General features: G+C 72.5%; 23 protein-coding genes. 15 read left to right on the top strand and 8 right to left on the bottom strand.

Annotated features, from left to right (window positions below):
- The coding region (locus tag AB0G16_RS22745; protein WP_362808189.1) for an alpha/beta hydrolase at positions 1–799 on the top strand (799 nt) is incomplete at its 5' end.
- Between the two features lie 116 nt (positions 800–915).
- On the opposite strand, the gene AB0G16_RS22740 is transcribed toward AB0G16_RS22745, so the two are convergent.
- Positions 916–2,073: a winged helix DNA-binding domain-containing protein gene (locus AB0G16_RS22740; RefSeq protein ID WP_362808187.1), complete on the bottom strand. Its 1,158-nt coding sequence runs from the start codon at positions 2,071–2,073 to the stop codon at positions 916–918.
- 207 nt (positions 2,074–2,280) lie between these two features.
- Here AB0G16_RS22740 and AB0G16_RS22735 point away from each other — a divergent pair, with 207 nt between their 5' ends.
- Together AB0G16_RS22735 and AB0G16_RS22730 are read left to right on the top strand one after the other, a co-directional pair.
- Positions 2,281–2,871 (top strand): SigE family RNA polymerase sigma factor, encoded by a 591-nt coding sequence (locus AB0G16_RS22735; RefSeq protein ID WP_362808184.1) that lies wholly within the window; start codon positions 2,281–2,283, stop codon positions 2,869–2,871.
- A complete protein-coding gene (locus AB0G16_RS22730; protein ID WP_362808182.1) occupies positions 2,868–4,064 on the top strand; it encodes a hypothetical protein in 1,197 nt (398 codons plus the stop codon). Before AB0G16_RS22735 ends, AB0G16_RS22730 begins: the two co-directional genes overlap by 4 nt.
- A 139-nt stretch (positions 4,065–4,203) precedes the next feature.
- On the opposite strand, the gene AB0G16_RS22725 is transcribed toward AB0G16_RS22730, so the two are convergent.
- The gene (locus AB0G16_RS22725) at positions 4,204–5,412 is read right to left on the bottom strand and encodes a hypothetical protein (RefSeq protein WP_362808179.1); all 1,209 of its coding nucleotides are present in this window, start codon (positions 5,410–5,412) and stop codon (positions 4,204–4,206) included.
- Positions 5,413–5,821: 409 nt separating this feature from the next.
- On the opposite strand from AB0G16_RS22725, the gene AB0G16_RS22720 reads away from it, so the two are divergent.
- Together AB0G16_RS22720 and AB0G16_RS22715 are read left to right on the top strand one after the other, a co-directional pair.
- On the top strand, positions 5,822–7,840 hold the full coding sequence (locus tag AB0G16_RS22720) for a heparinase II/III family protein (RefSeq protein WP_362808177.1): 2,019 nt from the start codon (positions 5,822–5,824) through the stop codon (positions 7,838–7,840).
- A 51-nt stretch (positions 7,841–7,891) separates the two neighbouring features.
- Entirely contained in the window at positions 7,892–8,674 is a 783-nt protein-coding gene (locus tag AB0G16_RS22715) for a phosphotransferase (protein ID WP_362808174.1), read from the top strand.
- Positions 8,675–8,788: 114 nt separating this feature from the next.
- On the opposite strand, the gene betA is transcribed toward AB0G16_RS22715, so the two are convergent.
- Positions 8,789–10,429: a choline dehydrogenase gene (betA, locus tag AB0G16_RS22710; protein ID WP_362808171.1), complete on the bottom strand. Its 1,641-nt coding sequence runs from the start codon at positions 10,427–10,429 to the stop codon at positions 8,789–8,791.
- Between the two features lie 47 nt (positions 10,430–10,476).
- Positions 10,477–11,346 carry an ammonia-dependent NAD(+) synthetase gene (nadE, locus tag AB0G16_RS22705; protein WP_362808168.1) on the bottom strand — a complete coding sequence of 290 codons (870 nt, stop codon included), beginning with the start codon at positions 11,344–11,346 and terminating at the stop codon, positions 10,477–10,479.
- 309 nt (positions 11,347–11,655) lie between these two features.
- Between nadE and AB0G16_RS22700 the strand changes: the two genes are divergently transcribed.
- From AB0G16_RS22700 to AB0G16_RS22665, 8 genes are all read left to right on the top strand, one after another.
- The gene (locus AB0G16_RS22700; RefSeq protein WP_362808165.1) at positions 11,656–12,483 is read left to right on the top strand and encodes an SAM-dependent methyltransferase; all 828 of its coding nucleotides are present in this window, start codon (positions 11,656–11,658) and stop codon (positions 12,481–12,483) included.
- Between the two features lie 221 nt (positions 12,484–12,704).
- Positions 12,705–13,526 (top strand): DeoR/GlpR family DNA-binding transcription regulator, encoded by an 822-nt coding sequence (locus tag AB0G16_RS22695; protein ID WP_362808191.1) that lies wholly within the window; start codon positions 12,705–12,707, stop codon positions 13,524–13,526.
- Between the two features lie 124 nt (positions 13,527–13,650).
- Positions 13,651–15,222: an amino acid permease gene (locus AB0G16_RS22690; protein ID WP_362808162.1), complete on the top strand. Its 1,572-nt coding sequence runs from the start codon at positions 13,651–13,653 to the stop codon at positions 15,220–15,222.
- A complete protein-coding gene (locus AB0G16_RS22685; protein WP_362808159.1) occupies positions 15,219–16,652 on the top strand; it encodes an FGGY family carbohydrate kinase in 1,434 nt (477 codons plus the stop codon). The genes AB0G16_RS22690 and AB0G16_RS22685 overlap by 4 nt, the downstream gene beginning before the upstream one ends.
- Positions 16,649–18,151: an NAD(P)/FAD-dependent oxidoreductase gene (locus AB0G16_RS22680; RefSeq protein ID WP_362808156.1), complete on the top strand. Its 1,503-nt coding sequence runs from the start codon at positions 16,649–16,651 to the stop codon at positions 18,149–18,151. The genes AB0G16_RS22685 and AB0G16_RS22680 overlap by 4 nt, the downstream gene beginning before the upstream one ends.
- Entirely contained in the window at positions 18,148–19,434 is a 1,287-nt protein-coding gene (locus tag AB0G16_RS22675) for an FAD-dependent oxidoreductase (RefSeq protein ID WP_362808153.1), read from the top strand. The genes AB0G16_RS22680 and AB0G16_RS22675 overlap by 4 nt, the downstream gene beginning before the upstream one ends.
- A gap of 103 nt (positions 19,435–19,537) precedes the next feature.
- Positions 19,538–20,206 carry a HEAT repeat domain-containing protein gene (locus AB0G16_RS22670; RefSeq protein ID WP_362808151.1) on the top strand — a complete coding sequence of 223 codons (669 nt, stop codon included), beginning with the start codon at positions 19,538–19,540 and terminating at the stop codon, positions 20,204–20,206.
- A gap of 6 nt (positions 20,207–20,212) precedes the next feature.
- Positions 20,213–21,217, top strand: coding sequence for a MerR family transcriptional regulator (locus tag AB0G16_RS22665; RefSeq protein ID WP_362808148.1), 1,005 nt, complete (start codon positions 20,213–20,215; stop codon positions 21,215–21,217).
- A 78-nt stretch (positions 21,218–21,295) separates the two neighbouring features.
- Here the strand turns inward: AB0G16_RS22665 and AB0G16_RS22660 are convergent, their stop codons facing one another.
- Positions 21,296–21,757 carry an ATP-binding protein gene (locus tag AB0G16_RS22660; protein ID WP_362808145.1) on the bottom strand — a complete coding sequence of 154 codons (462 nt, stop codon included), beginning with the start codon at positions 21,755–21,757 and terminating at the stop codon, positions 21,296–21,298.
- An 87-nt stretch (positions 21,758–21,844) separates the two neighbouring features.
- On the opposite strand from AB0G16_RS22660, the gene AB0G16_RS22655 reads away from it, so the two are divergent.
- Both AB0G16_RS22655 and AB0G16_RS22650 read left to right on the top strand, forming a co-directional pair.
- Positions 21,845–22,669, top strand: a complete 825-nt coding sequence (locus tag AB0G16_RS22655) for a helix-turn-helix transcriptional regulator (RefSeq protein WP_362808143.1) — start codon at positions 21,845–21,847, stop codon at positions 22,667–22,669.
- Positions 22,660–22,878: a DUF397 domain-containing protein gene (locus tag AB0G16_RS22650; RefSeq protein ID WP_362808140.1), complete on the top strand. Its 219-nt coding sequence runs from the start codon at positions 22,660–22,662 to the stop codon at positions 22,876–22,878. The genes AB0G16_RS22655 and AB0G16_RS22650 overlap by 10 nt, the downstream gene beginning before the upstream one ends.
- 211 nt (positions 22,879–23,089) lie before the next feature.
- On the opposite strand, the gene AB0G16_RS22645 is transcribed toward AB0G16_RS22650, so the two are convergent.
- The 3 genes from AB0G16_RS22645 to AB0G16_RS22635 form a co-directional block, all read right to left on the bottom strand.
- Positions 23,090–23,650: a hypothetical protein gene (locus AB0G16_RS22645; protein ID WP_362808137.1), complete on the bottom strand. Its 561-nt coding sequence runs from the start codon at positions 23,648–23,650 to the stop codon at positions 23,090–23,092.
- A 534-nt stretch (positions 23,651–24,184) separates the two neighbouring features.
- Positions 24,185–24,994 carry a hypothetical protein gene (locus AB0G16_RS22640; RefSeq protein WP_362808135.1) on the bottom strand — a complete coding sequence of 270 codons (810 nt, stop codon included), beginning with the start codon at positions 24,992–24,994 and terminating at the stop codon, positions 24,185–24,187.
- Positions 24,981–25,496 (bottom strand): SigE family RNA polymerase sigma factor, encoded by a 516-nt coding sequence (locus AB0G16_RS22635; protein WP_362808132.1) that lies wholly within the window; start codon positions 25,494–25,496, stop codon positions 24,981–24,983. The genes AB0G16_RS22640 and AB0G16_RS22635 overlap by 14 nt, the downstream gene beginning before the upstream one ends.
- Positions 25,497–25,648 lie beyond the last annotated feature (152 nt).

The following is a 25,648-nucleotide window of genomic DNA, read 5'->3' as shown; positions in this document are numbered from 1 at the left end:
AGCTCCACCAGCCAGGCCCCGTCCGGACGGTGGTCGCGCAGCTCCCACGCGGCCCCCCTCCCCCGCGTTGCTGCTCCTGCACGGGTTCACCGACTCCGCCGCCTGCTGGGAGCCGGTCGTCCCCGCGCTGGCCGGCTACGGCGGCATCATCGCCACCGACGCCCGCGGCCACGGCGGCTCCGGCCTTCCCGAGGGGCCCGTCGGGCCGGAGCGGCACGCCGCCGACCAGGCGCTCGTCCTCGACGACCTCGGCGTCACCGAGCCGGTCGTCGTCATCGGGCACTCCATGGGCGCCCTCACCGCCATCACGCTGGCGGCCACCCGGCCGGAACTGGTGGCCGCGCTCGTCCTGGAGGACCCGCCGCCGCACGGGATGGGCGCCGGGCCGCGCGGCGTGCCGGACTGGCTCGCCGCCCTGCGCGCCCTGGACCTCGCCGGGCGCGTCGCGCACGCCCGCGAGCACGACCCGGCCTGGAGCGAGGCCGAGCTGGCGCCGTGGGCGCTCAGCAAGGAGCAGATCGACCCGCGCTACTGCGAGCGGCCAGGCACGCCCCTCGACCCCTTCCACGACCTGGCGCCGGACCTGCGCTGCGACACGCTTCTCCTGTACGGCGACGCCGACCGCGGCGGGATGGTCACCGACGCCGACGCCGACGCGTTCCGGAGGGCCTCGGCCGGCGCCGTGACGACGGTCCGCGTGCCCGGCGCCGGGCACAACGTCCGCCGCGACACCGCCGGCGCCTACGTGCGCGCGGTCCGCGCGTTCCTGGACGGCGTACTCCCCCGGTCGTCGCGCTAGCCCCGGGCTTTCTGTGGACGTCCCCCGCGTCCGCTCAACGACACCTCGTCCCGTACGGGCGCCGGGAGCCGTGATCGTCCCGTCGTGCTCGCGGCACCCGCCGGCGCCCCGGGAGCTCAGCGTTTCCTGGCGGTGAGCCTGCCCATGGAAAGGACGGCCTCGGTGCCGTAGAAGCGGCCGACGCGCTCGACCTCCCGCTCCAGTTCCTTCGTCCGGGCGGCGTCCAGCTCGGCGAACGACTCGACCTTGACCTCCAGCCCGCCGCCCTTCTCCTTCCGCTCCCACATCCCGGCCACGACGCCGTCGACGAGCATGATCTGGTGGGCGACCGCCCCCTCGTACTTGCCGCGGCCGTGCTCGAAGACACGCGCGGCGGTGTCCTTGGGCACGACGACCTCCTTGGGGCCGCTGCCGAGGACATAGGCCTCGTACTGGGACAGCAGCCGCAGGCAGCTCGGACCGGACGGCCAGCGGTCCTCGTCGGAGGCCAGGACGTACGCCTTGCGCCCCTCGACCTCGACCCGGGAGACCTCGTCGCCGAGCGACTCCAGCGCCTCGCGCGCCTCGGGCGGCCTGAGCGCGAACCAGCGGGCCAGGTCCTGGTGGGTGGCGGGGCCGTACGCGCGCAGGTAGCGGCGGACGATCTCCATCGCCGACTCCTCCGGGTCGGGCTGGTCCCCGACCTCGGCCTTCAGCCCGGCCCACCGGTCGGGCCTGACGTAGGTGACCTTGGCGCCCCGCACGGGCCCGAAGCAGAGCACGCCGAGGTAGGCGACGGGGCGCAGCAGCTCGCCCCAGTTGGAGGTGAGCTTGTCCTTCGCCCAGGCGCCGACGCGCCCGGAGACCTCCCCCGCCAGCTCCTCGCGGGTCAGGCACTCCCCGTCCAGCGCCTCGCGGACCGCGTCGACGAACGCCTCGCCCTGCTTGGCGGTGAGCCCGTGGTAGGCGTGCCAGCTCCCCTTGGCCCGCCAGTAGGGCTTCCAGCGCATGGCCGCCATCCACAGCGCCAGCTCGTCGGCGGCGTGCACGTGCAGGGTGCCGCGCAGGCTGTAGGTCTTGACGAGCCGCTTCCCGTCGTACAGCTCCGCGCGGATCCGTTCCCGCGTGGCGTCCTTCACCCGTGACCCGATGGCCAGCTCGGCCGCGGCGGCGACCTGCGCCTGGATCCCGCACACGTCGCGTACGGGTTTCCGCGGGTCGCCGGAGACGGGTTTCACGAGGTGGTGGCGGGCCAGCCGTCGCGCGTGGACCTGACCCCAGGTGAGCGGCTTCATGACCCCTGCCTTTACCCCGCCCGGCGGGAACGAATCCGGACGCGCCGCCGGGGGTGATCCGCTTCCGCGCGTGACCGGGACCGACAGGTCCTTCCACGGCCGGCCGCGGCCGTGGAAGGTCGTCCGTGCCTTTCCGGGGAGCCGATGCAACAGTTCGCCCGGTGAGTCCCTCTAAGACATGACAGGGCCGACGAAAGGCGAGGGCAGTTGGAAGCAGATCCCCGGTTCGCCGGGTTCGTCGCCGAGCGCGGCGACGCGCTGTTGCGCTACGGCTACGTCCTGGCCGGGAACCCGCACGACGCGGCCGACCTGGTGCAGGAGGCGCTGCTGAAGCTGCGTGCCTCGTGGCCGGGGGTGCGTGCCAAGGACAATCCGGAGAGTTACGTGCGTACCACCATGGCCAGGCTGCACACGGCGACCTGGCGGCTGCGGCGGCGCGAGCTGCTCACCTGGGATCCGCCCGAGCACGGGTATCACGACACGCCGCCGGGTGAGGGCGAGCGTGCGCTGGAGCAGGCGCTGGCCGGGTTGCCCCGCAGGCAGCGGGTGGTGCTGGTGTTGCGCTACTACGAGGGACTGAGCGACGAGGAGATCGCGACGGTGCTGAAGATCTCTCGTGGGACCGTGCGGAGCCAGGCGTCGCGGGCGCTCGGCAAGCTCCGTTCCGCGGTGGGCGGGACCACGGTCGGCGGGTCCACGGCGAACGGGTTCGCGGTGGGTGAGTCCACGGCGCGTGGGTTCGCGGTGGCCGAGGACATCGAGGAAGGCGTCATGTCGGAGCACGGGGAGCGGCGATGACCGGTATCGAGGAGCGGCTGAGCAGGACCCTGGAGCGGGCGGCCGAACGAGCGCCGCGACTGGCACCCTCGGCGGGGGAACGGCTGGAGACCGGCTACCGGCGGCGCAGGCACAGGTCGCGGGCGCTGCTCGCGGCGGCGACCGTGACGGTGGTCGCCGGCGGGGTGGTGGTGGGCCTGCGGGGGGTCGACGGAAGGGCACTGCCGGCGGCGGGCCCGTCGGGAGCGCCGTCCGCCCGGATCGGCGTCACCGCGGAACCCGTCGAGAAGATGTGGCCTCAGGCGGTGTGGAGGATGCCCGTCCGGGACTCCGGGGGCAGGGAGCTGCGCCCGGTCACGCTGATCGGTGACGGGACCCTGCTGGTCAAGGCGGGGCGCAAGGCCGAGGAGCCCGAGGTCCTCTACCTCTACGACCTGGCCGGGGGGCACCTGCGGAAGATCACGGACGTGCGGCGGCCGGGGAAGGGCACGGTGAGCGCCGCGAACTTCGGCGTGGGCGAGGGCGTGGTGGCCTGGTCGACCTCGGCGAGCACCTCCGTACGCCTCTGGACCGCGCCGTTGAACGGTGGCGAGGCCAGGCAGGTGGCCGAGCACGAGACCGCGGGTGACGGGGTCGACGGCCTCGCCGTGGCGAAGGGCACGATCGTGTTCTCCGTACGGAAGGGCGGGGTGTTCGGCGTTCCCGTGAACGGGGGCCGGGTGACGCCGGTCGGCCGCGGGGCCGGGCTGCACCTGCTGTCCTGGCCGTGGGCGGGCTCGCCCGGTAGCTGGAGCCCCCGCGACGGGGCGCCGTTCACGCACCTGGTCAACCTGGAGACCGGGCAGACCAGCGACGCGGCCCCGGCCCGCCGGGGGGAGCGGCTGCTCGCCTGCGGCGTCCGGTCCTGCGTCGCGACGACGCCCGGCGGCACCAGGGCGTTCACCCTCCTGCGTGACGGCTCGCGGCGGCAGGAGGTGCCGACCGGCTTCCAGGTGCCGGAGCCGCCCGGCCAGAGCCGCTTCCACGTGCGCGCCCTGCGAGGCGACGCCCCGGATCTGGGGCTCTACGACCTGAGGACCGGGAGGCTGGCGGACCTGGGCACCGCGGACGGGGCCACGTGGGCCGAGGTGCCGGTCACCGACCGGGCCGGGCGGATGATGACGTACGTGATCGCGAAGGACAGGTACGTCATCGATCTTTCCAGGATTCCCTGACCGGGAGCGGCAGGCGCCACCGTCATCGAACAGGTTGCCCACGGGGGCGTTTGGGGCTGGTTCGAACGTGGGTTTCTCATGCCCTGCGAACGGCGTCCGCGGGATCCATCCACCGATCACCTCCGGGCACTCCCGGTCGTCACCGCCGCGGTCCGCCGCCCGCGTTCAGGCGGGAGGCGAGCCAGCCGAGGACCCGCTCCTGCGCGGCGAGGCCGAAGGCGTGTCCCGCCTCGGCGAACACACCCGTGTAGTCCGCGGGGGAACCCCGGTAGCGGGCCGCGATCGTCGTGTGCGCCCGGCGCATCCCGCTCGGCGGGAGGATCTCGTCGTGCTCGGCGTACCAGACCAGCAGGGGACGGGGGAAGGCGCAGGCCACCAGGTCGGGCAGGTCGCAGAGCCGGGACAGTCCCGGCGGGTACAGCATCCAGGTGTGGCGGGCGACGTACCCGTCCAGCAGGTCCCGGTAGGAGGAGATCATCGCGACCACGGCGGTCGCCTCCACGCCGGGGTCGAAGGCGCCGAGCAGGGCGGCGCGCAGGCCGCCGCCCGACAGTCCGGCGCACCCCACGGGCCCGACGTCGGGACGCGAGCGCAGGTAGGCGGTCGCGGCCAGGTCCTCCCCCGCGACGACGCCCGCGTAGGAGGTGCCGAGCACCGTGCAGTACTTGGCCAGGACGTTCTCGTACCGCCCGGCGGCGACGTCGTAGCGGTCGGCCTCGCCGAGCCCGGGATCGGCGCCGTGGGCACCGGCGACGTCCTCGGGCATGTCGGCGAGCGGGATCCTGCGGCTGCCCCAGCCCAGCACGTCGGGCACCAGCACGGTGAACCCGCGCCGGGCCAGCTCCCCGGCCCAGGCCCTGCCGTCGTAGATCGCGGCCCGCAGCCTCGCCACCTCGGAAGAAGGTCCCTCCGGGCCGTCTGCGATCTTCTCCTTGCCCGCCCACTTCATCCCGGCGTGGCAGTGCAGCGCGACGACGCCCGGCAGCGTCGCGCCGCCCGCCTCGCGGGGGCGCAGCACGTAGGCGCGGGTCCTCGGGCCGAACCCGACGTCCCAGGAGACCTCCTCACCGGACAGGTCGCCCGTCGTCCAGGTGCGCTCGGTACGCACGGCCGAGGCGGTCAGGTCGAGCACGCCCAGGAGGTCGCGCGCCCGCTCGCGCAGGTCCGGGCCCGGCGGGGGGAACAGGCCACGCTGGGCGGCGGCGATGTCGGCCAGCCCGGAGAACTCCCCGAGGTGCCGCAGGCGGCGCGGGTCCTCGGCGGAGCCGGGGGCGGGGCCGGGAGCGGGGCCGGGGCCGGGGCCGGGAGCGGGGCCGGGGCCGAGGGCGGGGCCGGGGGCGGGCTGCACGCTCAGCCAGCCGTGACGCGCGCGCCGGGCTCCCGGACGTCCCCGGAACGGATCGACATCAGGAATCTCCCGGCACTCGCGATTGGATAGCGCTTTCCTACAAGGTTCCGGGACGTCACGTCAACCCTTCGCGGCCACGGCCCCGTCTCGACGTCCCGGGTCCTGTACGTATACAAAGAAGATCAAGACTTCGGAAGGGGGTGTTCTCCGGCGACCGGTGAGTGATCACGACTTCGACACCGCGCCCGACGTGACGGCGCTCGAGGACTGGAACCGCCGACCTGACCCACCGTTGCCGTTGCCGTTTCTGTGTTTCTGTTTCCGACGAGAACCGGGAGACGACCGTGCCCGACCGTCCCGCGTTTCCTCCCCGCCTCGCGGGACGAGGCGTCCACGCCCCAGGTGCTCGGTGACTCCCCCCGGTCCCTGCCGCCCGCTGTCCGGCCTCCTGTCACCGCGCGAGCTGGCCGCCCACCTGCCCGATCCCGGCGTGTGGCGCCCCTTCCCCGCCCTGGGAGATCCCGCCTGGGAGCGACTCGGACCGGCCGTCCGGCACGGCCTGGCCGAGCAGGCCCGGCGCACGGCCGGCACTCCCTGGCCGGGCCTGCCCGCGAGCCTGTTCGCCGGTTACGTCCGGACCGGTGACCGGCTCGGTTTCGAGCGGCCCTACTTCGAGCGGCGGCGCAGGCTCGCCGCCGCGGTGCTGGCCGCCGGGGCGACCGGCGACGAGCGCCTGCTGGACGAGGTACGCGACGGCGTCTGGCTGCTCTGCGAGGAGAGCACCTGGTGCCTGCCCGCGCACGAGGAGTTCGCCCGCGAGGACGGGGACGAGCTGCCCGACCCGGACCGGCCCTTCGTCGACCTGTTCGCCGCCGAGAGCGCGGCCCTGCTCGCCTGGACCGACCTGGTGGCGGGTGACGCGCTGGACGCGTCCGGCGCCGTGGTGCGCCGCAGGCTCCGCCGGGAGGTGCGTCACCGCCTCCTCACCCCCTACCTCGCCCGTCACTGGCACTGGTACGGCGACCAGGACAGGCCGGTCAACAACTGGAACCCATGGATCCACTCCAACACCCTCGTCTGCGCGCTCCTGCTGTCCGAGAGCCGGGAGGCGATGCTGGAGACGATCGTCAGGGCCGTCCGGGGGCTGGACGTCTTCGTCGCCGCGTACGGCCCCGACGGCGGGTGCGAGGAGGGCGTTTCGTACTGGTGGCGTGCCGCCGCGTGCCTGGTCGAGAGCCTGGAGACGCTGCGCTCGGCCGGGGCGGGCCGGCTCGACGCGTTCACGGTGCCCGTCGTCCGGGAGATGGTCGCCTATTTGCACCGGATGCACATCGACGGCGACTGGTACGTCAACTTCGCCGACGGCAAGGCGCACCTGCCCGATCAGACGGCGCTGGACATCCCGTACCGCGCGGGCCTGCTGACCGGCGACGACGACGTCGTCGCGCACGCCCGGGCGAGACGCCGGACCGGGCCGCCGGTCGTCCACCAGGAGGTCGGCCTCGGCCGGACCCTGGCCGGCCTGTTCGACGCCGGGTGGCGTGACGCCACCCCCGACGCCACCTCCGGCACCGTTCCCGGCACCGCCCCCGGCGCGGTTCCCGACGCGGTGCCCGACGCGGTGCCCGGCACCGTCCGTGGCACGGCCCCGTACGTCGAGCAGGTCTGGCTGCCGTCGGTGCAGGTCATGGTCGCCAGGGAGCGGCGGGGATCGCCCGGCGGGCTGTTCCTCGCGGCCAAGGGCGGCCACAACGCCGAGAGCCACAACCACAACGACGTCGGGTCGTTCATCGTCGCGCTGGACGGCCGGCCCGTGCTGGTCGACGCGGGGGTCGGGGACTACACCGCGCGGACCTTCGGCCCGGACCGGTACGGGATCTGGACCATGCAGAGCTCGTACCACAACCTCCCCGAGGTCGACGGCGTCATGCAGGCCCCGGGCCCGGAGCACCGCGCCCGCGACGTCTCCTGCACGCTGAGCGGTGACCGGGCCGGGCTGTCGCTCGATCTGGCCGCCGCCTGGCCGGAGCACGCCGGCGTCCGCGAGTGGCGCCGCACCCTGCGGTTGCTGCGGGGCGACGGGGCGGCGGTGGTCGTCGAGGACCGCTGGGAGCTGCGGCGGAGTCCTTCGAGGCTGGCACTGTGCCTCATGGCGCACGGCGAGGTCACCGTCTCCCCCGGGCTGATCTCCGTCGCCGGGCGGCGGCGCCCTCTGCTCGTCCGCCACGACCCGGCCGCGTTCACCGCCCGCGTCGAGCGACTGCCGCTGGAGGACTCCAGGCTGCGCGACGTGTGGGGCGACCACCTGCACCGTATCGTCCTGCGTGCCACGACGCCCCGCGTGTCGGGCACCTCCCGCCTGGTCATCGAACCCGGAGTCGCCCCTGACGCCCGAGACGCGGGGAGGCGCCCGGCCGAGCCCGAGTAGGCGCGGCGGCGGGCACCCGAACCCGGCCGCCGCGTACGCCAGGATGGAACCATGATCGAAGAAGAGCGCCTTCCCGGGGGGAACACCGGCGGAGCGGTGCGGGTGGGTGACACCGTCCGCCGTGTCCCGGGTCCGTGGACGCCCTCCGTGCACGCCCTGCTCAGGCACCTGGAGGCCGTCGGCTTCGACGGGGCTCCACGGGCGCTGGGATTCGACGAGCAGGGCCGGGAGGTGCTCTCCTTCCTGCCCGGTGACGTGGTCGGGACCGCGCGACCGTGGCCCGGCTGGGTCCACGGCGAGGACGCGCTCGTCCAGGTGGGCCGCTGGCTCCGCGACTTCCACGCCGCCGTGGCGGGCTTCGTCCCTCCCGCGGACGCGGTCTGGCGCGAGGGAGGCGTCTGGCGGCCCGGCATGATCGTCGGCCACAACGACGCCGCCCCCTACAACGCCGCCTGGGCCGGCGGACGCCTCACCGGCTTCTTCGACTGGGACTTCGCCGCTCCGGTCACGCCGGAGTGGGACCTCGCCTTCACCGCCTTCGCCTGGGTGCCGCTGCACGCCCGCCACGTCGTGGCGGCCGAGGGCTTCACCGCGTTCACCGACAGGTCCCGGAGGCTGCGGCTGTTCCTCGACGCCTACGGCTGGAGCGGACCGGCCGGGGAGTTCGTCGACGTCGTCCGCCGGCGGGTGAGCGCCTCGGCGGAGGGCATCCGGCGCATCGCGGCGGCGGGTGACCCGGCCTATCGGAACATGGTGGAACACGGCGTCGACGCCGCGCTGGAGACGGCCGTGGAGGAACTGGCCGACTTCCCGCGCTCCCCCGGCCCGGAGTGACACGGGGACCGATGACGACCAGAGCCGGGACGACCGGGAGCCGCGACGACGACCGGGAGGCTGCCGGCGACACCGAGGGCGAGCGGGGTCAGCGGGCGGGCTCAGCGGACGGGCTCAGCGGGCGGGGTCGCCGCGGTGCCGGTGGAAGGCGGTGTGCTCGGGGGCGAGCGGGGTGTTCCCCAGGATCAGGTCGGCCGCCTTCTCCGCCACCATCATGACCGGCGCGTAGATGTTGCCGTTGGTCACGTACGGCATCACCGAGGCGTCCACCACGCGCAGTCCCTCCAGGCCGTGCACCCGCAGGGAGAGCGGGTCCGTCACGGACATCGGATCGACGCCCATCCGCGCGGTGCACGAGGGGTGCAGCGCGGTCTCGCCGTCCCCGGCCACCCAGTCGAGGATCTCCTCGTCGGTCTCGACCCCGGGGCCGGGTGAGATCTCCCCGCCGTTGAAGGCGTCCATGGCGGGCCGGTTCAGGATGTCGCGGGCGATCCGGACGGCCTCCACCCACTCGCGGCGGTCCCGCGCGGTGGACAGGTAGTTGAAGCGCAGCGCCGGGTGCGCCCGGGGATCGGTGGTGGTGATCTTCACCGATCCGCGCGCGTCGGAGTACATCGGCCCGACGTGCACCTGGTAGCCGTGCCCGCCCGCGGGCGCGGAGCCGTCGTAGCGGATCGCGAGGGGCAGGAAGTGGAACATCAGGTTGGGGTAGTCGACCTCGTCGTTGCTCCGGACGAAGCCGCCCGCCTCGAAGTGGTTGGTCGCGCCGGGGCCGCTGCGCAGGAACAGCCAGCGCGCGCCGATCCAGGGCCGGTTGCGCCGCCTCAGGGCGGGTTGCAGCGAGACCGGCCGCCGGCAGGCGTACTGGACGTAGACCTCCAGGTGGTCCTGGAGGTTCTCGCCGACGCCCGGCAGGTCGTGCGCGACGTCGACGCCGAGGGCCTCCAGCTCTACCGCGTTCCCCACCCCGGAGAGCTGGAGCAGCTGCGGGGAGTTGATCGCGCCGCCGCACAGGATCACCTCGCCCGCGCGGACCGTCCGGCCGTCGCACTCGACGCCGACGGCGCGCCTTCCCTCGAAGAGGACCCCGGTGACGAACGCCCGCGTCCTGACCTCCAGGTTGGGGCGGTTCATGACCGGGTGCAGGTAGGCGCGGGCGGCCGACAGGCGGCGCCCGGCGCTGATGGTGCGGTCGAAGCGGGCGAAGCCCTCCTGGCGGTAGCCGTTGACGTCGTCGGTCAGCGGGTAGCCGGCCTGCCGCACCGCCTCGAAGAAGGCCCCGAACAGCGGGTTGCGCGCCGGCCCGCGCTCCAGCACCAGCGGCCCTCCCCGCCCGCGCATCGGGTCGGCGGGGTCGGCGGCCAGGCAGTTCTCCATGCGCCTGAAGTACGGCAGGCAGTGCGCGAAGTCCCAGGTGCCCATCCCCGGATCGGCGCCCCAGCGCTCGTAGTCCAGGGGGTTGCCCCGCTGGAAGATCATCCCGTTGATGCTGCTGGAGCCGCCCAGCACCCTGCCCCGGGCGTGGTGGATCCGGCGGCCGTTCATGTGCGGCTCGGGCTCGGAGAGGTACTTCCAGTCGTAGAGGCGGTTGCCGATGGGGAAGGGCAGCGCGGCGGGCATGTGGATGAAGACGTCCCACCGATGGTCCGGGCGGCCCGCCTCCAGCACCAGCACCCGGTTGGCGGGGTCGGCCGACAGCCGGTTGGCGAGCGCGCACCCCGCCGAACCGCCCCCGACGACGACGAAGTCGTACATGCCCGCCTCCTCGCTTCGAGGATACGGCCGCCCCCGCCGACGGGGCCTCACCGCACGGGCGCGTCCCGCCACCAGTCGTCGGACGGGCCGACCGGAACGGTGCGCTTGTGCCGGGAGGCGAGGTAGAGCGACTCCAGCTTCGCCGCCGCCTCCGGCGCGATCTCGGCGCCTTCCAGGTAGTCGTCGATCTGGGCGTACGACAGGCCGAGCGCCACCTCGTCGGGGAGCGCGGGCCGGTCCTCCTCCAGGTCGGCGGTCGGCACCTTCTGCCAGGTGCTCGGCGGCGCTCCCAGCTCCTGCAGCAGGGCGGCGCCCTGGCGCTTGTTCAGCCCGGCCAGCGGGGTGACGTCGACGCCGCCGTCGCCGTACTTGGTGTAGAAGCCGGTCACCGCCTCGGCCGCGTGGTCGGTGCCCGCGACGAGCAGGCCGAGCTGCCCGGCGATCGCGAACTGGACCACCATGCGTTCGCGGGCCTTGACGTTGCCGCGCACGAAGTCGCTCAGCCCGGACTCGCTCAGCCCGGACTCGTCGCCCGCCGGCTCCCGCAGGCCGAGCGCCGTCTGGGCGGCGACGGCGTCCGCGCCCGGCTTGATGTTCACCGTGATCGACCGGTCGGGACGGATGAACTTCAGCGCGATCTGCGCGTCGTGCTCGTCGGCCTGCACGCCGTGGGGCAGCCGCACCGCGACGAAGGTGGCCTCGCGCCCCTCGGCACGCAGCTCCTCGCAGGCGATCTGGCACAGTCTTCCGACCAGCGTGCTGTCCTGGCCGCCGCTGATGCCGAGCACGTAGCCCTTGGCCGGGGTCGATCGCAGATAGTCCTTGAGGAAGTCGACCCGTTGCCGGACCTCGGTCTTGGGGACGATGGTCGCCTTGACACCGAATTCGGTGAGGATCTGCTGCCGTAGGTTCGCCATCCGTGTACTTTACCGACCGGATTCGGGTCGCGCGGAGAGGGGTTCGAACGGGGAGGCGTTCGAGCGGAGCCCGCCGGACGGCCCGGCGGCGGCCCCCGGCCGACGCACGACCGGGGCACGACCGGGGCACGACCGGGGCACGACCGGGGCACGGACCCGCCGCGACCGGGGCACGGACCCGCCGCGACCGCGCCGCCGTCACGACGGTCGCGGTGACCGGGAGAAGTGGCGTCCGGCCGGAAACAGCGGGATCATGACGGGGTCCAGCACGCGACGACGACACGGACGGCGAGGACGGCGAGGACGCTGATGGCGAAGGAACAGGCGCCCCGGGGAGTGGACCCGCTCATCCCGAACGCGGCCCGGATGTACGACTACTTCATCGGCGGCAAGGACAACTTCCAGGCCGACCGGGACCTCGCCGAGATGGTGCTGAGCGTGCTCCCCGAGACCCGGGACGGCGCCCTGGAGAACCGCAGGCTGATCGGCCGGGTCGTGGAGTACCTCATCGGCAGGGGCGTCACGCAGTTCCTCGACCTGGGCTCGGGGCTGCCCGCGCAGCAGAACGTGCACGAGGTCGCCCATCGGCTCGCGCCCGACGCGCGCGTGGTCTACGTCGACCACGACACGGTGGTCTGCACGCACGGCCGGGCCCTGCTGGCCGGGGCCGGGGGCGAGCGGGTGGCCATGGTCCAGGGGGACGTGCGCGTGCCGGAGAGCATCCTCGGCGACCCCGAGGTGCGGGCGCTCATCGACTTCGACCGGCCCGTGGCGGTCCTGATGATGTTCCTGTTGCACCTGATCGACGACACCGACGACCCCCAGGCGTTCGTCGCCGCCTACCGCGAGGCGATGGCCCCCGGGAGCTACCTGGCCATCTCCCACGTCGGCAGTGACGCCGCCCCCGAGCGCACCGCCCGGATCAGCGAGTTCTACCAGAAGGCGAACACGCCGTTCCGCCCCCGTACGGGCGAGGAGATCGCCCGCTTCTTCGGCGACTTCGAGCTCATCCCGCCGGGCCTCGTCAACGGGCGGACGGGGGACGGCATCCCGCCGTTCTCCGACCCCGACAGGGAGACGGCGATGGACGAGGAGATGGCCCGGATGGGGTACGTGGGGATCGCGCGCAAGCCCTGACGGCCGGCCGCCGCCGTGCGCAGGCCCTGACGCCCGCCCACCCCCTCCCCGCCCGTGAGGCGCCGGCCCGTGAAGGCCGGCGCCTTCGGCATGCCCGAAGATCCGAGATCGGCCGGGCCTCGGGGACGGCCGGGCGTCGGGGGCGTCCCGGGCGCCGGAGCGGATGCACGATTCAGGTAAAAAATGCTGGTGTGACAGGAGTGCATTGACCCTGTAACAACATCGGCGCATACTTTCGCTCATGGAGCCACAGAAGTCCACAGAAGCGGGCAAGCGTGCTGCCCACTGAACGGCACGCGCGGATCGGTGAGGCGCTCCGGGCCTCCCGGGTCGTCAGCACCGACGATCTCGCGCGTGAGCTGGGCGTGTCGGCGGAGACGATCCGCCGTGACCTCGTGCTGCTCGAACGCCGGGGGATGCTGGCGCGCGTCCACGGGGGCGCGACGATCGCGCTCGGGCAGGCCGCCGGCGAGGAGGCCCCGTTCGCCGAGCGCACCGGGACCGCGGCCGAGGCCAAGAGCCGTATCGGGCGGGCCGCGGCGGGCCTGGCGCGTCCCGGCCAGACGGTCGTGATCGACGTGGGGACCACCGCCGTGCAGGTGGCCCGTGCCCTGCCGCTGGACTTCTCCGGGATCGTCGCCACGTGCTCCCTGCTGGTCGCCGCGGAACTGTCGGAGCGATCGGGTGTCGAGGTCCTCGTCTGCGGGGGCAGGCTCAGGGCCGGGGACCTCGCGCTGTCGAACTCGCTGGCCCAGGCGTTCTTCGCCGACCTGAACCCGGACATCGCCTTCCTCGGCTCCGGCGGCGTCGACGCGGCGGCCGGGCTGACCGACTACTACCTGGACGAGATCGCGACGCGGAAGATCATCCTCAGGAACGCGACGCGCTCGTACGTGCTCGCCGACTCGAGCAAGTTCGGGCTGGTCGCCCGGCACCGGGTCGCCGATCTGGGAGAGCTCGCCGGGCTCGTCACGGAGGCCGAACCACCGTCCGGCATCCGGGACGCCGTCACCCGCGAGGGCGGGGTGATCGTCCTGCCGTGAACACCTCCCGGATCGAACATCGAGCTTTCCGGCAGCGAGGGAGCCGGGCGGCGCGGCAACGCCACCCGGCTCGGATCACCACACCGATGCGCCATCTGACAGGAAACACAGGAGCTGGTAATCCATGAGCCATTATTCACCCCCCGCCGGGGGAGATCGCGAAACCGGCGGGAACGTCGAGGAATTCGGCTACAAGCAGGCGATGCAGCGCGGCACCGGACGTTTCGCCTCGTTCGCGGTGGCGTTCGCCTTCGTCTCGATCGCCACCGGCATCTTCACCACGTACGGCGCGGTGCTGAACAGCTCGGGACCGGCCGGTATCTGGACCTGGCCGATCGTGATCATCGGACAGCTCGCCGTCGCGTTCATCTTCGGCTCGCTGGCCGCGCGCATCCCGGTGACCGGGTACTCCTACCAGTGGATGTCCCGGCTGGCCAACCCCGTCCTGGGCTGGATCATCGGCTGGATCTCGTTCACGTTCCTGGCGATCGTGGTCGTGGCCGTGGACTACACGATCGCCTCCACCGTCATGCCCGTGCTGCTGGGGTACGAGGGGACGTCGCTGAACGCGTGGGTGATCACCGGTGTGGTCATCCTGTGCCAGGCCGTCCTGGTGGCCTTCTCCACCAAGTGGACCGAGCGCGTCAACAACTTCGCCGTGACGGCCGAGCTCATCGGCATGATCGCCCTCGTCCTGCTGCTGCTGGGTGTCGGGTTCGTCGCCAAGGAGCTCAACGTCGCGAACCTGTTCAGCACCGGCGCCGTCCCGTCCGAGGGCTACCTCAGCTTCGGCACGCTGACCGCGGCGGGGCCGTGGATGCTGGGCTTCCTGCTCGGCGCGTTCACGATCGTCGGCTTCGAGTCGGCGGCCAACCTCGCCGAGGAGACCAAGGACCCCGCCCGCGTCGTCCCCCGCGCCATGTGGCAGGCGGTGCTCGCCTCCGGCGTGCTCGGATTCCTCTTCCTCGTCGCCGTCACCCTGCTCGCCGGCGACCCGGTCGAGCTGGCGAAGTCGGGAACGCCGGTGGCGGACGTGATCAGCCGGGTGCTCGGCCCCGTCGTGGGCACGGGCCTGCTCGTGCTGGTGGTCATCGCGATCTTCGCCTGCGGGATGGTGATCCTGATGACCGGCGTCCGCCTGGTCTGGGCGATGTCCCGCGACCGGCGCTTCCCCGGCTGGCAGGCCCTGAGCCAGGTCTCGCCGCGCTTCGGCACGCCGCTGAAGGCCACCGTGTTCATGCTCGTCGTCGGCGAGCTGATCCTGGCGATCTTCTCCACCCGGACCGACGCCCTCTTCGGGCTGTTCGCCGCCGCCACCCTCCTGCCGGCGATCATCTACACCGGGACCGTCGTCATGTACGTGGTCAAGCGGAAGACGCTGCCGCCGAGCAAGGGTTTCGACCTGGGCCGGTGGGAGATCCCGGTGATCGTCGTCGCCCTGGTCTGGCTCGTGTTCGAGCTGCTGCTGTTCCGCGACGCCTCGTTCGTGGAGCCGTGGATCTACGTCCTCATCATGCTCGCCCTGGGCGCCGCCTACCTGGCCTACCTGCTCGCCACCAAGGGCGTGAAGGGCCTGGCGATGCCGGACATGCACTCCATCGACGCGGCCCTGACCGCCGACACGACCGGAACCGGCGCCGGGACCGGGCCCGGGATCACCGGGGACGAGAGCGCGGAGGGGAGGCACCGACGGTGACCGTCGTACTGGCGATAGACCAGGGAACCTCCGGCACCAAGGCGATCGTCGTCGACGCCGGCGGCGAGGTGCTCGGCCTCGCCGAGCTGCCGGTCCGTCCCGCCTACCTGCCGGGCGGCGGGGTCGAGCAGGACCCCGGGGAGCTCCTCGCCTCGGTCCTCGACGCCGGCCGCCAGGCCGTCGCGCGGGCCGGGGTGGCGATCGACGTCGTCACGCTGGCCAACCAGGGCGAGACCGTCCTGGCCTGGGACCCGGCGACCGGCACCCCCCTCTCCCCCGCCGTCGTCTGGCAGGACCGCAGGTCCGAGAGCGTCTGCGCGGAGCTGGCCGGGTCCGCCGAGCGGATCGCCGCCACCACGGGCCTGGTCCTCGACCCGTACTTCTCCGCGCCGAAGATGGCCTGGCTGCGCCGGAACGTGACCCGGGAAGGGGTGGTCACCACCTCCGACTCCTGGCTCGTCCACCACCTGACCGGGGAGTTCGTCACCGACGTCGCCACGGCGAGCCGATCGCTGGTCACCCGCCTCGACGACGGCGCGTGGGACCCCGGGCTGCTGGAGCTGTTCGGGCTCGGCACCGAGCGCCTGCCGCGCATCGTCTCCTCCGACGAGGTGGTCGGCCACACCTCCGCGTTCGGCGGGCACGTCCCCGTCGGCGGGCTCGTGGTCGACCAGCAGGCGGCGCTGCTCGCCGAGAACTGCCTGCGGGCCGGCGAGGCCAAGTGCACCTTCGGCACCGGCGCTTTCCTGCTGGCCAACACCGGGACCTCGGCCGCGCGCTCCACCGCCGGGCTGGCCGCCTCGGTCGCCTGGCGGGTCCGGGGGGAGACCTCGTACTGCTTCGACGGGCAGGTCTACACGGCCGCCTCCGCCGTGCGGTGGATGCAGGATCTCGGCTTCGTCACCGCCGCGGCGGACCTCGACACGGTCGCGGCCGCCGACGCCGAAGGGGTGCTGTGCGTCCCGGCGCTGGCGGGGCTGGCCGCCCCCTGGTGGCGTCCCGACGCCAGGGCCTCGTTCTCCGGCATGACCCTCTCCACCGGGCCGGGGCACCTCGTGCTGGCCGTCCTGGAGGGGATCGCGGCCCAGGTCGCCGAGCTCGGCGACCTGGTGGCCGCCGACCTCGGACGGCCGCTGACCCGGTTGCGGGTGGACGGCGGGCTCACCCGGAGCCGGGTCCTCATGCAGGCGGTGGCCGACCTGATGCGGGTCCCGATCGACGTCTACCCCTCCCAGCACGCCACCCCGATGGGCGCGGTGGCGCTGGCCCGCACCGCGCTCGACCCGTCGCTCCCCCTGCGGGACGCGGTGAACGCCTGGGAGCCCAGCACGACGTACGAACCCCGATGGTCCGCGGACCGGGCGGCGGACTTCCGCTCCCGCTGGAGGGACGCCGTCGCCACCGCTCTGACCGAGGAGGCACCACAGTGAACGACATCACGGGAAAGGCCACAGCCACAGCGCCCACCGCGCCCGTCGCGTTCGACGTGGTGGTGATCGGCGCCGGCATCGTCGGCTCGGCCGTCGCCAGGAAACTGGCGGCCCACGAGCTGAGCGTCGCGCTGCTGGACGCGCGCGACGACGTCGGCGACGGCACCAGCAAGGCCAACACCGCCATCCTGCACACCGGGTTCGACGCCAAGCCCGGCACGCTCGAGTCCCGGCTGGTGCGCGAGGGCTACCACCTGCTGTCCGACTACGCGGCGCGGACCGGCATCCCGGTGGAGCGCACCGGGGCCGTACTGGTGGCCTGGACCGCCGAGGAGCTCGACGCGTTGCCGGGACTGCGCGAGAAGGCCGAGCGGAACGGATACGACAGGACGGAGATCATCGACTCCGCCGAGGTGTACCGGCAGCTCCCCCACCTCGGCGAGGGGGTCCTGGGGGGACTCACCGTCCCCGACGAGTCCATCGTCTGTACCTGGACCACCAACCTCGCCCTGGCCACGGACGCCGTCGGCCGCGGGGTGACACTGCTGCTGAACCGGGCGGTCCTGGCGGCCGAGGACCTCGGCGGCGCGACCGTGCTGCGCACCTCCGGCGGGGACGTGAGGGCCCGCTGGGTCGTCAACGCCGCCGGGCTCGGCGCCGACGTCGTCGACCGGCTGTTCGGCCACGACCGCTTCACCGTCACGCCACGGCGCGGTGAGCTGGTGGTCTACGACAAGCTCGCCCGCCCACTGGCCGACAAGATCATCCTTCCGGTGCCCAGCTCCCGGGGCAAGGGTGTGCTGATCAGCCCCACCGTCTACGGCAACGTGCTGCTCGGCCCCACCGCCGAGGACCTCACCGACCGCACCGACACCGGGACCTCGGAGAAGGGACTGGAGTTCCTGATGGCCAAGGGCGAGAAGCTGATGCCCGACCTGCTGCGGGAGGAGGTCACCGCGACCTACGCCGGGCTGCGCGCGGCCAGCGACCACCCGGACTACCTCATCGAGGCCGACCCGGAGCGGCGCTACGTCCTGGTCGGCGGGATCCGCTCGACCGGCCTGACGGCCGGCATCGCCATCGCCGAGTACGTCGCCGAGATCGCCCGCGACGCGGGCCTGGCGCTCGTGCCCCGCGAGGACCTGCCGGAGCCGCCCCGCATGCCCAATCTCGGGGAGGCGACCACGCGCCCCTACCAGGACGCCGCCAGGATCGCCGCCGACCCCGCGTACGGCAGGGTGGTGTGCTTCTGCGAGCGGGTCACCGCGGGCGAGATCCGCGACGCGTTCCGCTCGCCGATCCCGCCGGTCGGCCTGGAGGGGCTCCGCCGCCGCACCCGGGCGATGAACGGGCGCTGCCAGGGGTTCTACTGCGGCGCCGAGATCGGCAGGCTGATGGAGTGCCGGGGCGAGAGCACCCGTGACGGCGGGGGCGTCCGCGACGGTGAGGACGAGGGCACCGGCGGACATCACCACACACCGCTGGAGGCCCGACGATGACGACCACCGGCGCGACCCGCGCCACCGACGCGACCGACGTCACCGTCCTCACCCCGGCCGTCGTCGTCGTCGGCGGCGGACCGGCCGGGCTGAGCGCCGCCCGTGAGCTCGCGCCGAGGGTCGACGGCGACGTGCTCGTCCTCGACCGGGAGGACACCGCCGGGGGCATCCCCCGGCACAGTGACCACCCCGGCTACGGGATCAGGGACATGAGGCGCTTCATGAGCGGGCCCGCCTACGCCAGGAGGCTCGTGCGGGAGGCCGAGGCCGCCGGGGCGACGATCCGGACGGGCGCCACCGTCACGCACTGGGCCGGTGACCTCGCGATCGAGGCCACCACCCCGCAGGGGCGCATCCGGGTCGAGGCACGGGCCGTCGTCCTGGCCACCGGCGCCCGCGAGCGCCCGCGCGCGGCGCGCCTCATCCCCGGCGACCGCGCCCACGGCGTCTACACCACCGGCCACCTGCAGAACCTCGTCCACCTGCGGCACGGCAAGGTCGGCAAGAGGGCCGTCGTCGTCGGCGCGGAGCTCGTGAGCTGGTCGGCCGCGCTGACGCTGCGCGAGGCCGGTTGCCGGACCGTCCTGATGACCACCGAGTACCCCCGCGCCGACTCCTACGCCCTGTTCAGCGTCCCCGGCAGGGTCCTCTTCCGGACGAGGGTCGCCACCCGCACCCGGGTGACGAAGGTCATCGGCCGGCCGGAGCTCGAGGCGGTCGAGATCGAGGACATCGACACCGGCCGCAGGCGGGTCGTCGCGTGCGACACACTCGTCCTCACCGGTGGCTGGATCCCCGACCACGAGCTGGTACGCGCCGCCGGGATCGCCCTGGACCCCGGCACGAACGGCCCCCTGGTCGACGGCGCGCTGCGGACCGAACGGCCCGGCGTGTTCGCCGTCGGCAACCTGCTCCACCCGGTCGACACGGCCGACATCGCGGCGATCGACGGCGCCCACGTGGCCGGCTCGGTCCTCGCCTGGCTGGACGGGCGGACCCCACCGGTCGACCAGGTACGTCTCCTGGCCGACGCCCCCTTCCGCTGGGTGGCACCGGAGATCTTCCGCCCCGCCGACCCCGCCCCGGCCCGCCACCGGCTCCTGCTGTGGAGCGACCGCTACATCCCGTTCCCCCGGATCGTCCTGCGGCAGGCGGGAGAGGTCGTCGCCCGCAGGCGGGTGTGGTGGCCCGTGGCCCCCGGCCGGGTGTTCCGCGTCCCGACGGGAATCCTGTCCGGGATCGACCCGGAGGGCGGTCCCGTGCACATCGGCGTGGAGTCCTGACCCCCGCCGGCGGAGGTGGGGGCCGGTGACCCCACGGCGTGGCCCGCCGGCTTGACCTTGACACGGTGACAAGGTCTTCACTGTGGCCGAGGAGGTGGTCACCATGACCTTGCCGGAACAGGAAACGGACACGATTCGAGCTCTCCAGGGCCTGGAGGACGGCCGCTCGTCGGTGCGGCTGCGGGCCGCGCTGGCGGCCGGCACGACCCCCGACCCGCGGCTCGTCGACACGCTCGTCGAGCGGTGCGCGGTCGAACCCGACTTCTACGTACGCGACATGCTCACCTGGGCGCTCACCCGCCACCCGGCGTCGGCGACGCTCCCCAGGCTCGTCGACGAGGTCCGCTCGGAGCGCGCGCAGGCACGGAGTCAGGCGTTGCACACGCTGTCCAAGATCGCAGACCGGCGGGCGTGGCCGGTGATCACGCGGGAGCTGCTGGCCGACGCCGACGACGAGGTGGCGCGGAGCGCGTGGCGGGCGGCGGCCGTGCTCGTCCCCGAAGGGGAGGAGGCCGAGCTGGCCACGGCGCTGTCGGCACAGCTCGGCCGCGGCGGACGGGAGACCCGGCTGAGCCTCAGCCGGGCGCTGATCGCGCTCGGCGAGGTGATCGTGCCGGCCCTGCGTACCGCGAGGATGGATCCCGACCCGGACGTGCGCGCGCACGCGGTCGCCACGGAACGGCTGCTGGGCGATCCGGACGCCGGGTTCGAGTTCGCGATCGAGGAGGCGAAGCGCGTCGTGGCCCTCGGCGGGAAGGACCGGGAGGAGTGATGAGCGGTGCTGATCGGTGAGGTGGCACGGCGCTCCGGGGTCAGCGCCCGCATGCTCAGGCACTACGACGCGCTCGGCCTGGTGCGGCCGACGGGCCGCAGCGGCGCCGGCTACCGGGAGTACTCCGACGAGGACATCCGGCGGATCTTCCACATCGAGAGCCTGCGGTCGCTGGGACTGTCGCTGCGCGACGTCGGCCGTGCGCTCGACGACCCCGGCTTCGCGCCCTCGGAGCTCGTCGACGACCTCGTCCGCAGGACGCGGGAACGCATCGCGGCCGAGACGGAGCTGCTCACGCGCCTGAGCCGGATCTCCGCCGCCGAGCCCGGCGACTGGCGCGACGTCCTCCAGGTCGTCGCGCTCCTGCGGGAGCTGGGGTCGAAGAGCGCCGAAAAGCGCCAGCGCGCGGCGCTGTCCTCGGCAGAGGAGGGCGCGGCACCGGTGGAGGCGCTGGTCGAGGCGGTGCTGGGCGAGACGGACCCGCACGTCGCCGGGGCCCTTCGATGGGCTCTGGCACGATCGGGCACCGCCGGGCTGGCGCCGCTGGCCGACGGCCTCGCCTCACCGGTCGCCGAGGTGCGCAAGCGTGCCGTCCAGTCCGTCGCGGAGATCACCGGCGACGAGGCGACCGCACTGCTGCGGGAGGCCCTCGCGAACCCCGACGCCGTGGTCCGCGGGTACGCGGCCCTGGCGCTCGGGGCGCGCGGGGTGGCCGACGCGGTCCCGGCACTCGTCGACATGGTCGTCGAGGGGACGAACGACGTCGACGCGGCCGACGCGCTGAGCGCGCTGGCGAGCCGTGCCGCGCAGGCCGACCGGATCGCCGGCGCGCTCGTCGATCGCCTCTCCGGTGGCCCCGTCGAGGCGCCCGCGCGCCGGCGGCTGACACAGGCGCTCGCGGACATCCCGGGGATCACGGCGACACGTGCCCTCACTGACCTGTCCCACGACGAGGACCGGGCGGTCGCGCTCACCGCGACGTACATCCTGGGGATACGCGACGCGCGTTGAGAAAGCCTCGCTGACGCGATCCGGTGTTCCGCGCCTCGAAGGCCCCCGGGAGCCGTCCTGCGGGGGCCGGCTCCGGCCTCACGGCCAGGCCTCCAGCTGGAACCAGACGGACTTGCCGTAGGGGTTGAGGCTCCAGCCCCAGTTGCGGGAGAGGTCGCGGACGATGGCCAGGCCCCGGCCGGAGGTCTCCAGGTCACCGGCCCGTCTCAGCCGGGGGACCATGATGCAGGAGTCGTGGACGTCCACGACGAGCAGCTCCCCCTCCCGGCCGACCGTGACACGGACGGGGCCTGCGGCGGCGACGTCCGGGGAGCCGTACGCGAGCGCGTTGGTGACGAGTTCGGAGGCCAGAAGTTCGGCGATTTCGGGAATGCCCTCGGCCGTGTTCCAGTCGACGGCGATGTCGCGCACGAACCGGCGGGCCGAGGCGACACATCTCGGGGCGCGCGGTATCCACCTCTCCCCCAGCGGGGAAAGGCCAGGATTCATCGTGTGACGGCGTTCGGTCAGGGCCGCGCTCGCACGAAGTGCCTCTTCCATGATTTCTTTCTCCGTTCCGGATTTCCTGTGTCCAGGGTGCCGAAACGCCACTACTCTTGGTCACGAAACGCTTACCGAGCGTGCGGGGTGGAGTTCACGCTTCTTTTGTTGAACTCCGGCAAGGAGGTCGTCATCGCCAATTTCTATACGCCTCAGGCGATCTGGGGCAGGGAGTTGTGCCACTACCGCAAGGCAGCCGGTCTCACCCAAGGCCAGCTCGCCGAGAGGATCCACTTCAGCGAGTCCCTGATCAGCGGCGTGGAGACGGGGCAGCTCCCGGCCAGCCCGGAGTTCGCCGAGGTCTGCGACGTGGCCCTCGCGACAGATGGCGCCCTGGGCCGCCTCCTGGACTGGAGGAAAGGACGATCCTTTCCTCCGTGGTTCGGGAAGTGGCACGACAAGGAGCAGGTGGCGACCACTGTCCGGACCTACCAGCCTCTACTGATTCCTGGGCTGCTTCAGACCGACGCATACGCCCGCGCGGTGCTCCGGGGGGACGAGGTGGCGGTGGAGGCGCGCATGCATCGTCAGGTCATCCTCTCCCGAGAGGATCCACCGCCTCCGACGTACCGGTGCGTGGTCGACGAAGGAGTTCTTCATCGTCCGATCGGCGGCCCCGAAACGATGAAGGGTCAGCTGGAGCATTTGATTTCGGTGGTCAATCCACGGCTGAGTGTTCAGGTGATCCCTCACGGGATGCATTCGGGCTTGATGGGCGGATTCGCCATTGCCACTCTGGAAGGAGGAAGCGACGTACTGTATGCGGAGACGGCCGTACGAGGTCTCATCACAAGCGAACAAGAAGACGTCACGGTCGCCGTCGAGCGTTTCGAGGCCATCCGGACCGAAGCGCTGCCGTTGAGCATGTCCATCGAGCTCATCCAGAGGACGGTAGAGGAAAAGTGGACCTGAGTAACGTCACGTGGATCAAATCAAGCCTGTCCGGCGACAACGGCGGCGACTGCGTCGAGGTCGCCAAGCTCGGGAACGCCACCGGCCGCCCCGGCCTGGTCGCCGTACGCGACTCCAAGGACCCCGGCGGCCCCGCGCTCCTGTTCACCCCAGCCGAATGGGGCACCTTCGTCGACCGTGTGAGGACCGACGGTCTCGGCCTCGGCTGACAGCGCGTGTGACCTCGGCCCGGCGATCTACGAACACCGAGCCCTTTTCAACCTGACGGTGCTGGTCAGCGTAGGTATAAGGAGGGTGGGGCCTGCCCGCGTCGCCCGGGGCGCTGCACGAGCCGGCCTCGGCCCGGCGGACCGGCATGATCGACGCTCTCAGCGGCATCGGCGTCCGGGAACCATGGCCCGCCGCCGGCACCGTGCCCGACTACCTCGCTCGACTGATCTTCAGGTTCAGGATGGCGGTGCCGTCGGTGATGTCCTTGACAGTCATCAATTGCTGGGTGAAATCACGGGGGAAGTCTGGTTTTCTCGAGCACGATTCGATGATCCATCCACCGTTGTCGGCCTGGAAGAAGGCAGCTGTGCAGCCCTTCTTGACGGTCATGATCAGAGTAGGCCCCGTAGCGGAGGGCACGGCTATTTCAACGCCGCGGGCCTTGACCTTCTTTATCCTGAAGGAACTGAAGCTGAGCCGAGCATCGAACAACTTGATCGTGACCGGTTTGGACACGGCGATCTCACACTTACCGTCGGAACAGGCCTTGTAGTTCGTACCGTTCCGGGCGCTGGGCCGTGCCGGGGTCGGGGTCGGGACAGGCCCGGTCGCCGAACTGCTGGGCGGGGAACCGGTTCCGCTCTTCGAGGCAGTGTGCGACACGCTCGCGGAACCGGCGCCACCACCCTGAGAGCTGCCGCAGCCCACCGAGACGGCCGCCGCCAGAAATGCACATGCTGCGGCGATCAGACGCAACGTCAGGGTTGTCATGCCGCCATGCTGCACCGGCCTCACCGAGACCGGTCCCGAGCCCCCATGACCGGTGACGAGTATGTGGCAGGCATCATCCCACCGTACAACCGTTGTACTGACTGACGCCGGATCGCGTATTCGTGCTCCGTCGTCGACGTCTCATCACCGCCGATAGCCGTTTCCACCCGGCTTTCGGCGAGTACCACGTCGACGACGTCCTGGACGGAGGGCCGGCGTGGAACGGTAGCGGCTGACCACAGGCCATCAAGGTCGTTTGTCGCCCAAGACGAAAAAGGCCCGGTCTTGGCCACCACCCCCTCCCACCTGAGAACGAGTTGTGAGGCGTTCAGCGCTCTCTCGGCTGAGCGGCGACTCGGCGATCTGGGCGTTCGCCGGCGCCCGGAGCGTCCGGGCGCTCACCACCCGCCGGCATGCCGCCCGGTCACCGGCCTGGGTCCCGCTCTCCCTGGCCTTCGTCGCCTCGGGATCGCTGTTCGCCCGGGGGTGCTGGAAGCTGTCCGTGGCGGTGTTGCGACCGCACCGCCGGACGGGTCAGCCCTCGGCGGTGAGAGCGACGGCGATCTTCTTCAGTTCGCGGTCGACCTTCTCGGGATCGTCGAGGTCCGCGGCGTAGACGGAGCTGAACGTCACCTCGACCCGCCGCCCCTCTCCCACGCTCAGGAAGATGGAGGGGGTGCCCCTCGTCCCGTCCTCTCCGGCCGACTGCGTGATCAGGTAGGCGGTCGTCCTGCCGCCGACGGCCACCTCCTTCCCGGTTCCCCGCTCACGGTATTCGCGGACCCTCTCGTCGACCCCCTGGACGGTCCGGCCCTCGTAGACGTGGATCTGGACGCAGTAGGCGCCGTTCTCGTCGCCGTCGTAGTTCCACGAGGTCGTGTAGCTGTCGCCACGGACCAGGGACCAAGTGGACCAGCGCAGGCCGGCGGGCAGGTAGCCGACCCTGAGGCTCCCGAAAACCCTCCCGTCGCCCAGGTCGCCGAGATCGGTGCGCTCGGGCGCCGGGGGCGGCCCGCTGTCGTCGACGGCGGGAGGTTCCGGCACGGCCTCGGCGGTGGCGCTCGGGGGCGGCATTCCGGGGACCGTGATCCGCGCGGCGGGCTCGGGTCCCCGTACGGCCGGGTCTCCCGGGCCGAGGGTCAGGGAGAGGGAGGTCACCGTGCCCGCGACGGCCACGGCCACGGCCAGGGCGGTGAGCCTGATCCGGTTGGCCCTCCTCCTCCGCGCGGCCCGCAGGACCCGGTCCAGAAGGTCGGGCGGGGCGTGCAGCCTCGCGACCTGGTCCGCCATGATCTGCCGCAGGCCGTCCTCGGGCGCGCGGAGGTCACTCTCAGACGTGGACATTCCCAATCACTCCTTCCGCCGCTTCCGGGACGATCGCCGCGCGGAGCTTGGCGAGCGCCTTCGACGCCTGACTCTTCACCGTGCCCGTCGAGCAGCCGAGGATCTCCGCCGTCTGCGCCTCGCTGAGGTCCTCCCAGTACCTCAGGACGACCACCGCGCGCTGCCGGGGCGGCAGCGCGCGCAGGGTGTCCATGAGAAGGTGACGCAGGTCGACGTCGGTCTCACGCGCCGCGGACTCCGGCGGGGTGTGCATGGGGATGACCCGCATGATCGCCCGGCGCCGGGCGCGGCTGATGGAGGCGTTGACGATGATGCGGCGGAGATAGGGCTCGGGGTTGTCGTACCGCACGCGGTCCCAGTTCCGGTAGGTACGCTCCAGCGCCGTCTGCAACAGGTCCTCGGCCTCCTTCTCGTCGCCGCACGCGAGGTAGGCGACCCGCAACAGGCTCGTGCCGCGCGCGGCCACGAACGCGGCGAACCCGTTGTCGTCGGCGCCGCTCACGGCTGTCCGTCCAATGTCATGCCCCCTAATACGCCTGCGCCGTATCGCGCGTTGCCTACGCCCGCCCCCGGCGAGCTCATATCCTGACAAATCACACAATTAGCGATAAGTAGCTAAAAGTTTCTTGGCACGCAAAATCAAGACCGTACGGG

Source organism: Streptosporangium sp. NPDC023615 (assembly GCF_040640155.1).
Lineage (GTDB): Bacteria > Actinomycetota > Actinomycetes > Streptosporangiales > Streptosporangiaceae > Streptosporangium.
The sequence above is the reverse complement of the archived record's forward strand: the minus strand, read 5'-3'. Positions and strand labels throughout refer to the sequence as shown.

Excerpts from the sequence above, each read along its gene's own strand:
- AB0G16_RS22670 (WP_362808151.1), top strand. The coding sequence starts at position 19,538 with ATGACCTTGCCGGAACAGGAAACGGACACGATTCGAGCTCTCCAGGGC.
- AB0G16_RS22730 (WP_362808182.1), top strand. The coding sequence starts at position 2,868 with ATGACCGGTATCGAGGAGCGGCTGAGCAGGACCCTGGAGCGGGCGGCC.
- AB0G16_RS22715 (WP_362808174.1), top strand. The coding sequence starts at position 7,892 with ATGATCGAAGAAGAGCGCCTTCCCGGGGGGAACACCGGCGGAGCGGTG.
- AB0G16_RS22675 (WP_362808153.1), top strand. The coding sequence starts at position 18,148 with ATGACGACCACCGGCGCGACCCGCGCCACCGACGCGACCGACGTCACC.
- AB0G16_RS22645 (WP_362808137.1), bottom strand. The coding sequence starts at position 23,650 with ATGACAACCCTGACGTTGCGTCTGATCGCCGCAGCATGTGCATTTCTG.
- AB0G16_RS22700 (WP_362808165.1), top strand. The coding sequence starts at position 11,656 with ATGGCGAAGGAACAGGCGCCCCGGGGAGTGGACCCGCTCATCCCGAAC.
- AB0G16_RS22740 (WP_362808187.1), bottom strand. The coding sequence starts at position 2,073 with ATGAAGCCGCTCACCTGGGGTCAGGTCCACGCGCGACGGCTGGCCCGC.
- AB0G16_RS22640 (WP_362808135.1), bottom strand. The coding sequence starts at position 24,994 with ATGTCCACGTCTGAGAGTGACCTCCGCGCGCCCGAGGACGGCCTGCGG.
- betA (WP_362808171.1), bottom strand. The coding sequence starts at position 10,429 with ATGTACGACTTCGTCGTCGTCGGGGGCGGTTCGGCGGGGTGCGCGCTC.
- AB0G16_RS22690 (WP_362808162.1), top strand. The coding sequence starts at position 13,651 with ATGAGCCATTATTCACCCCCCGCCGGGGGAGATCGCGAAACCGGCGGG.
- nadE (WP_362808168.1), bottom strand. The coding sequence starts at position 11,346 with ATGGCGAACCTACGGCAGCAGATCCTCACCGAATTCGGTGTCAAGGCG.
- AB0G16_RS22660 (WP_362808145.1), bottom strand. The coding sequence starts at position 21,757 with ATGGAAGAGGCACTTCGTGCGAGCGCGGCCCTGACCGAACGCCGTCAC.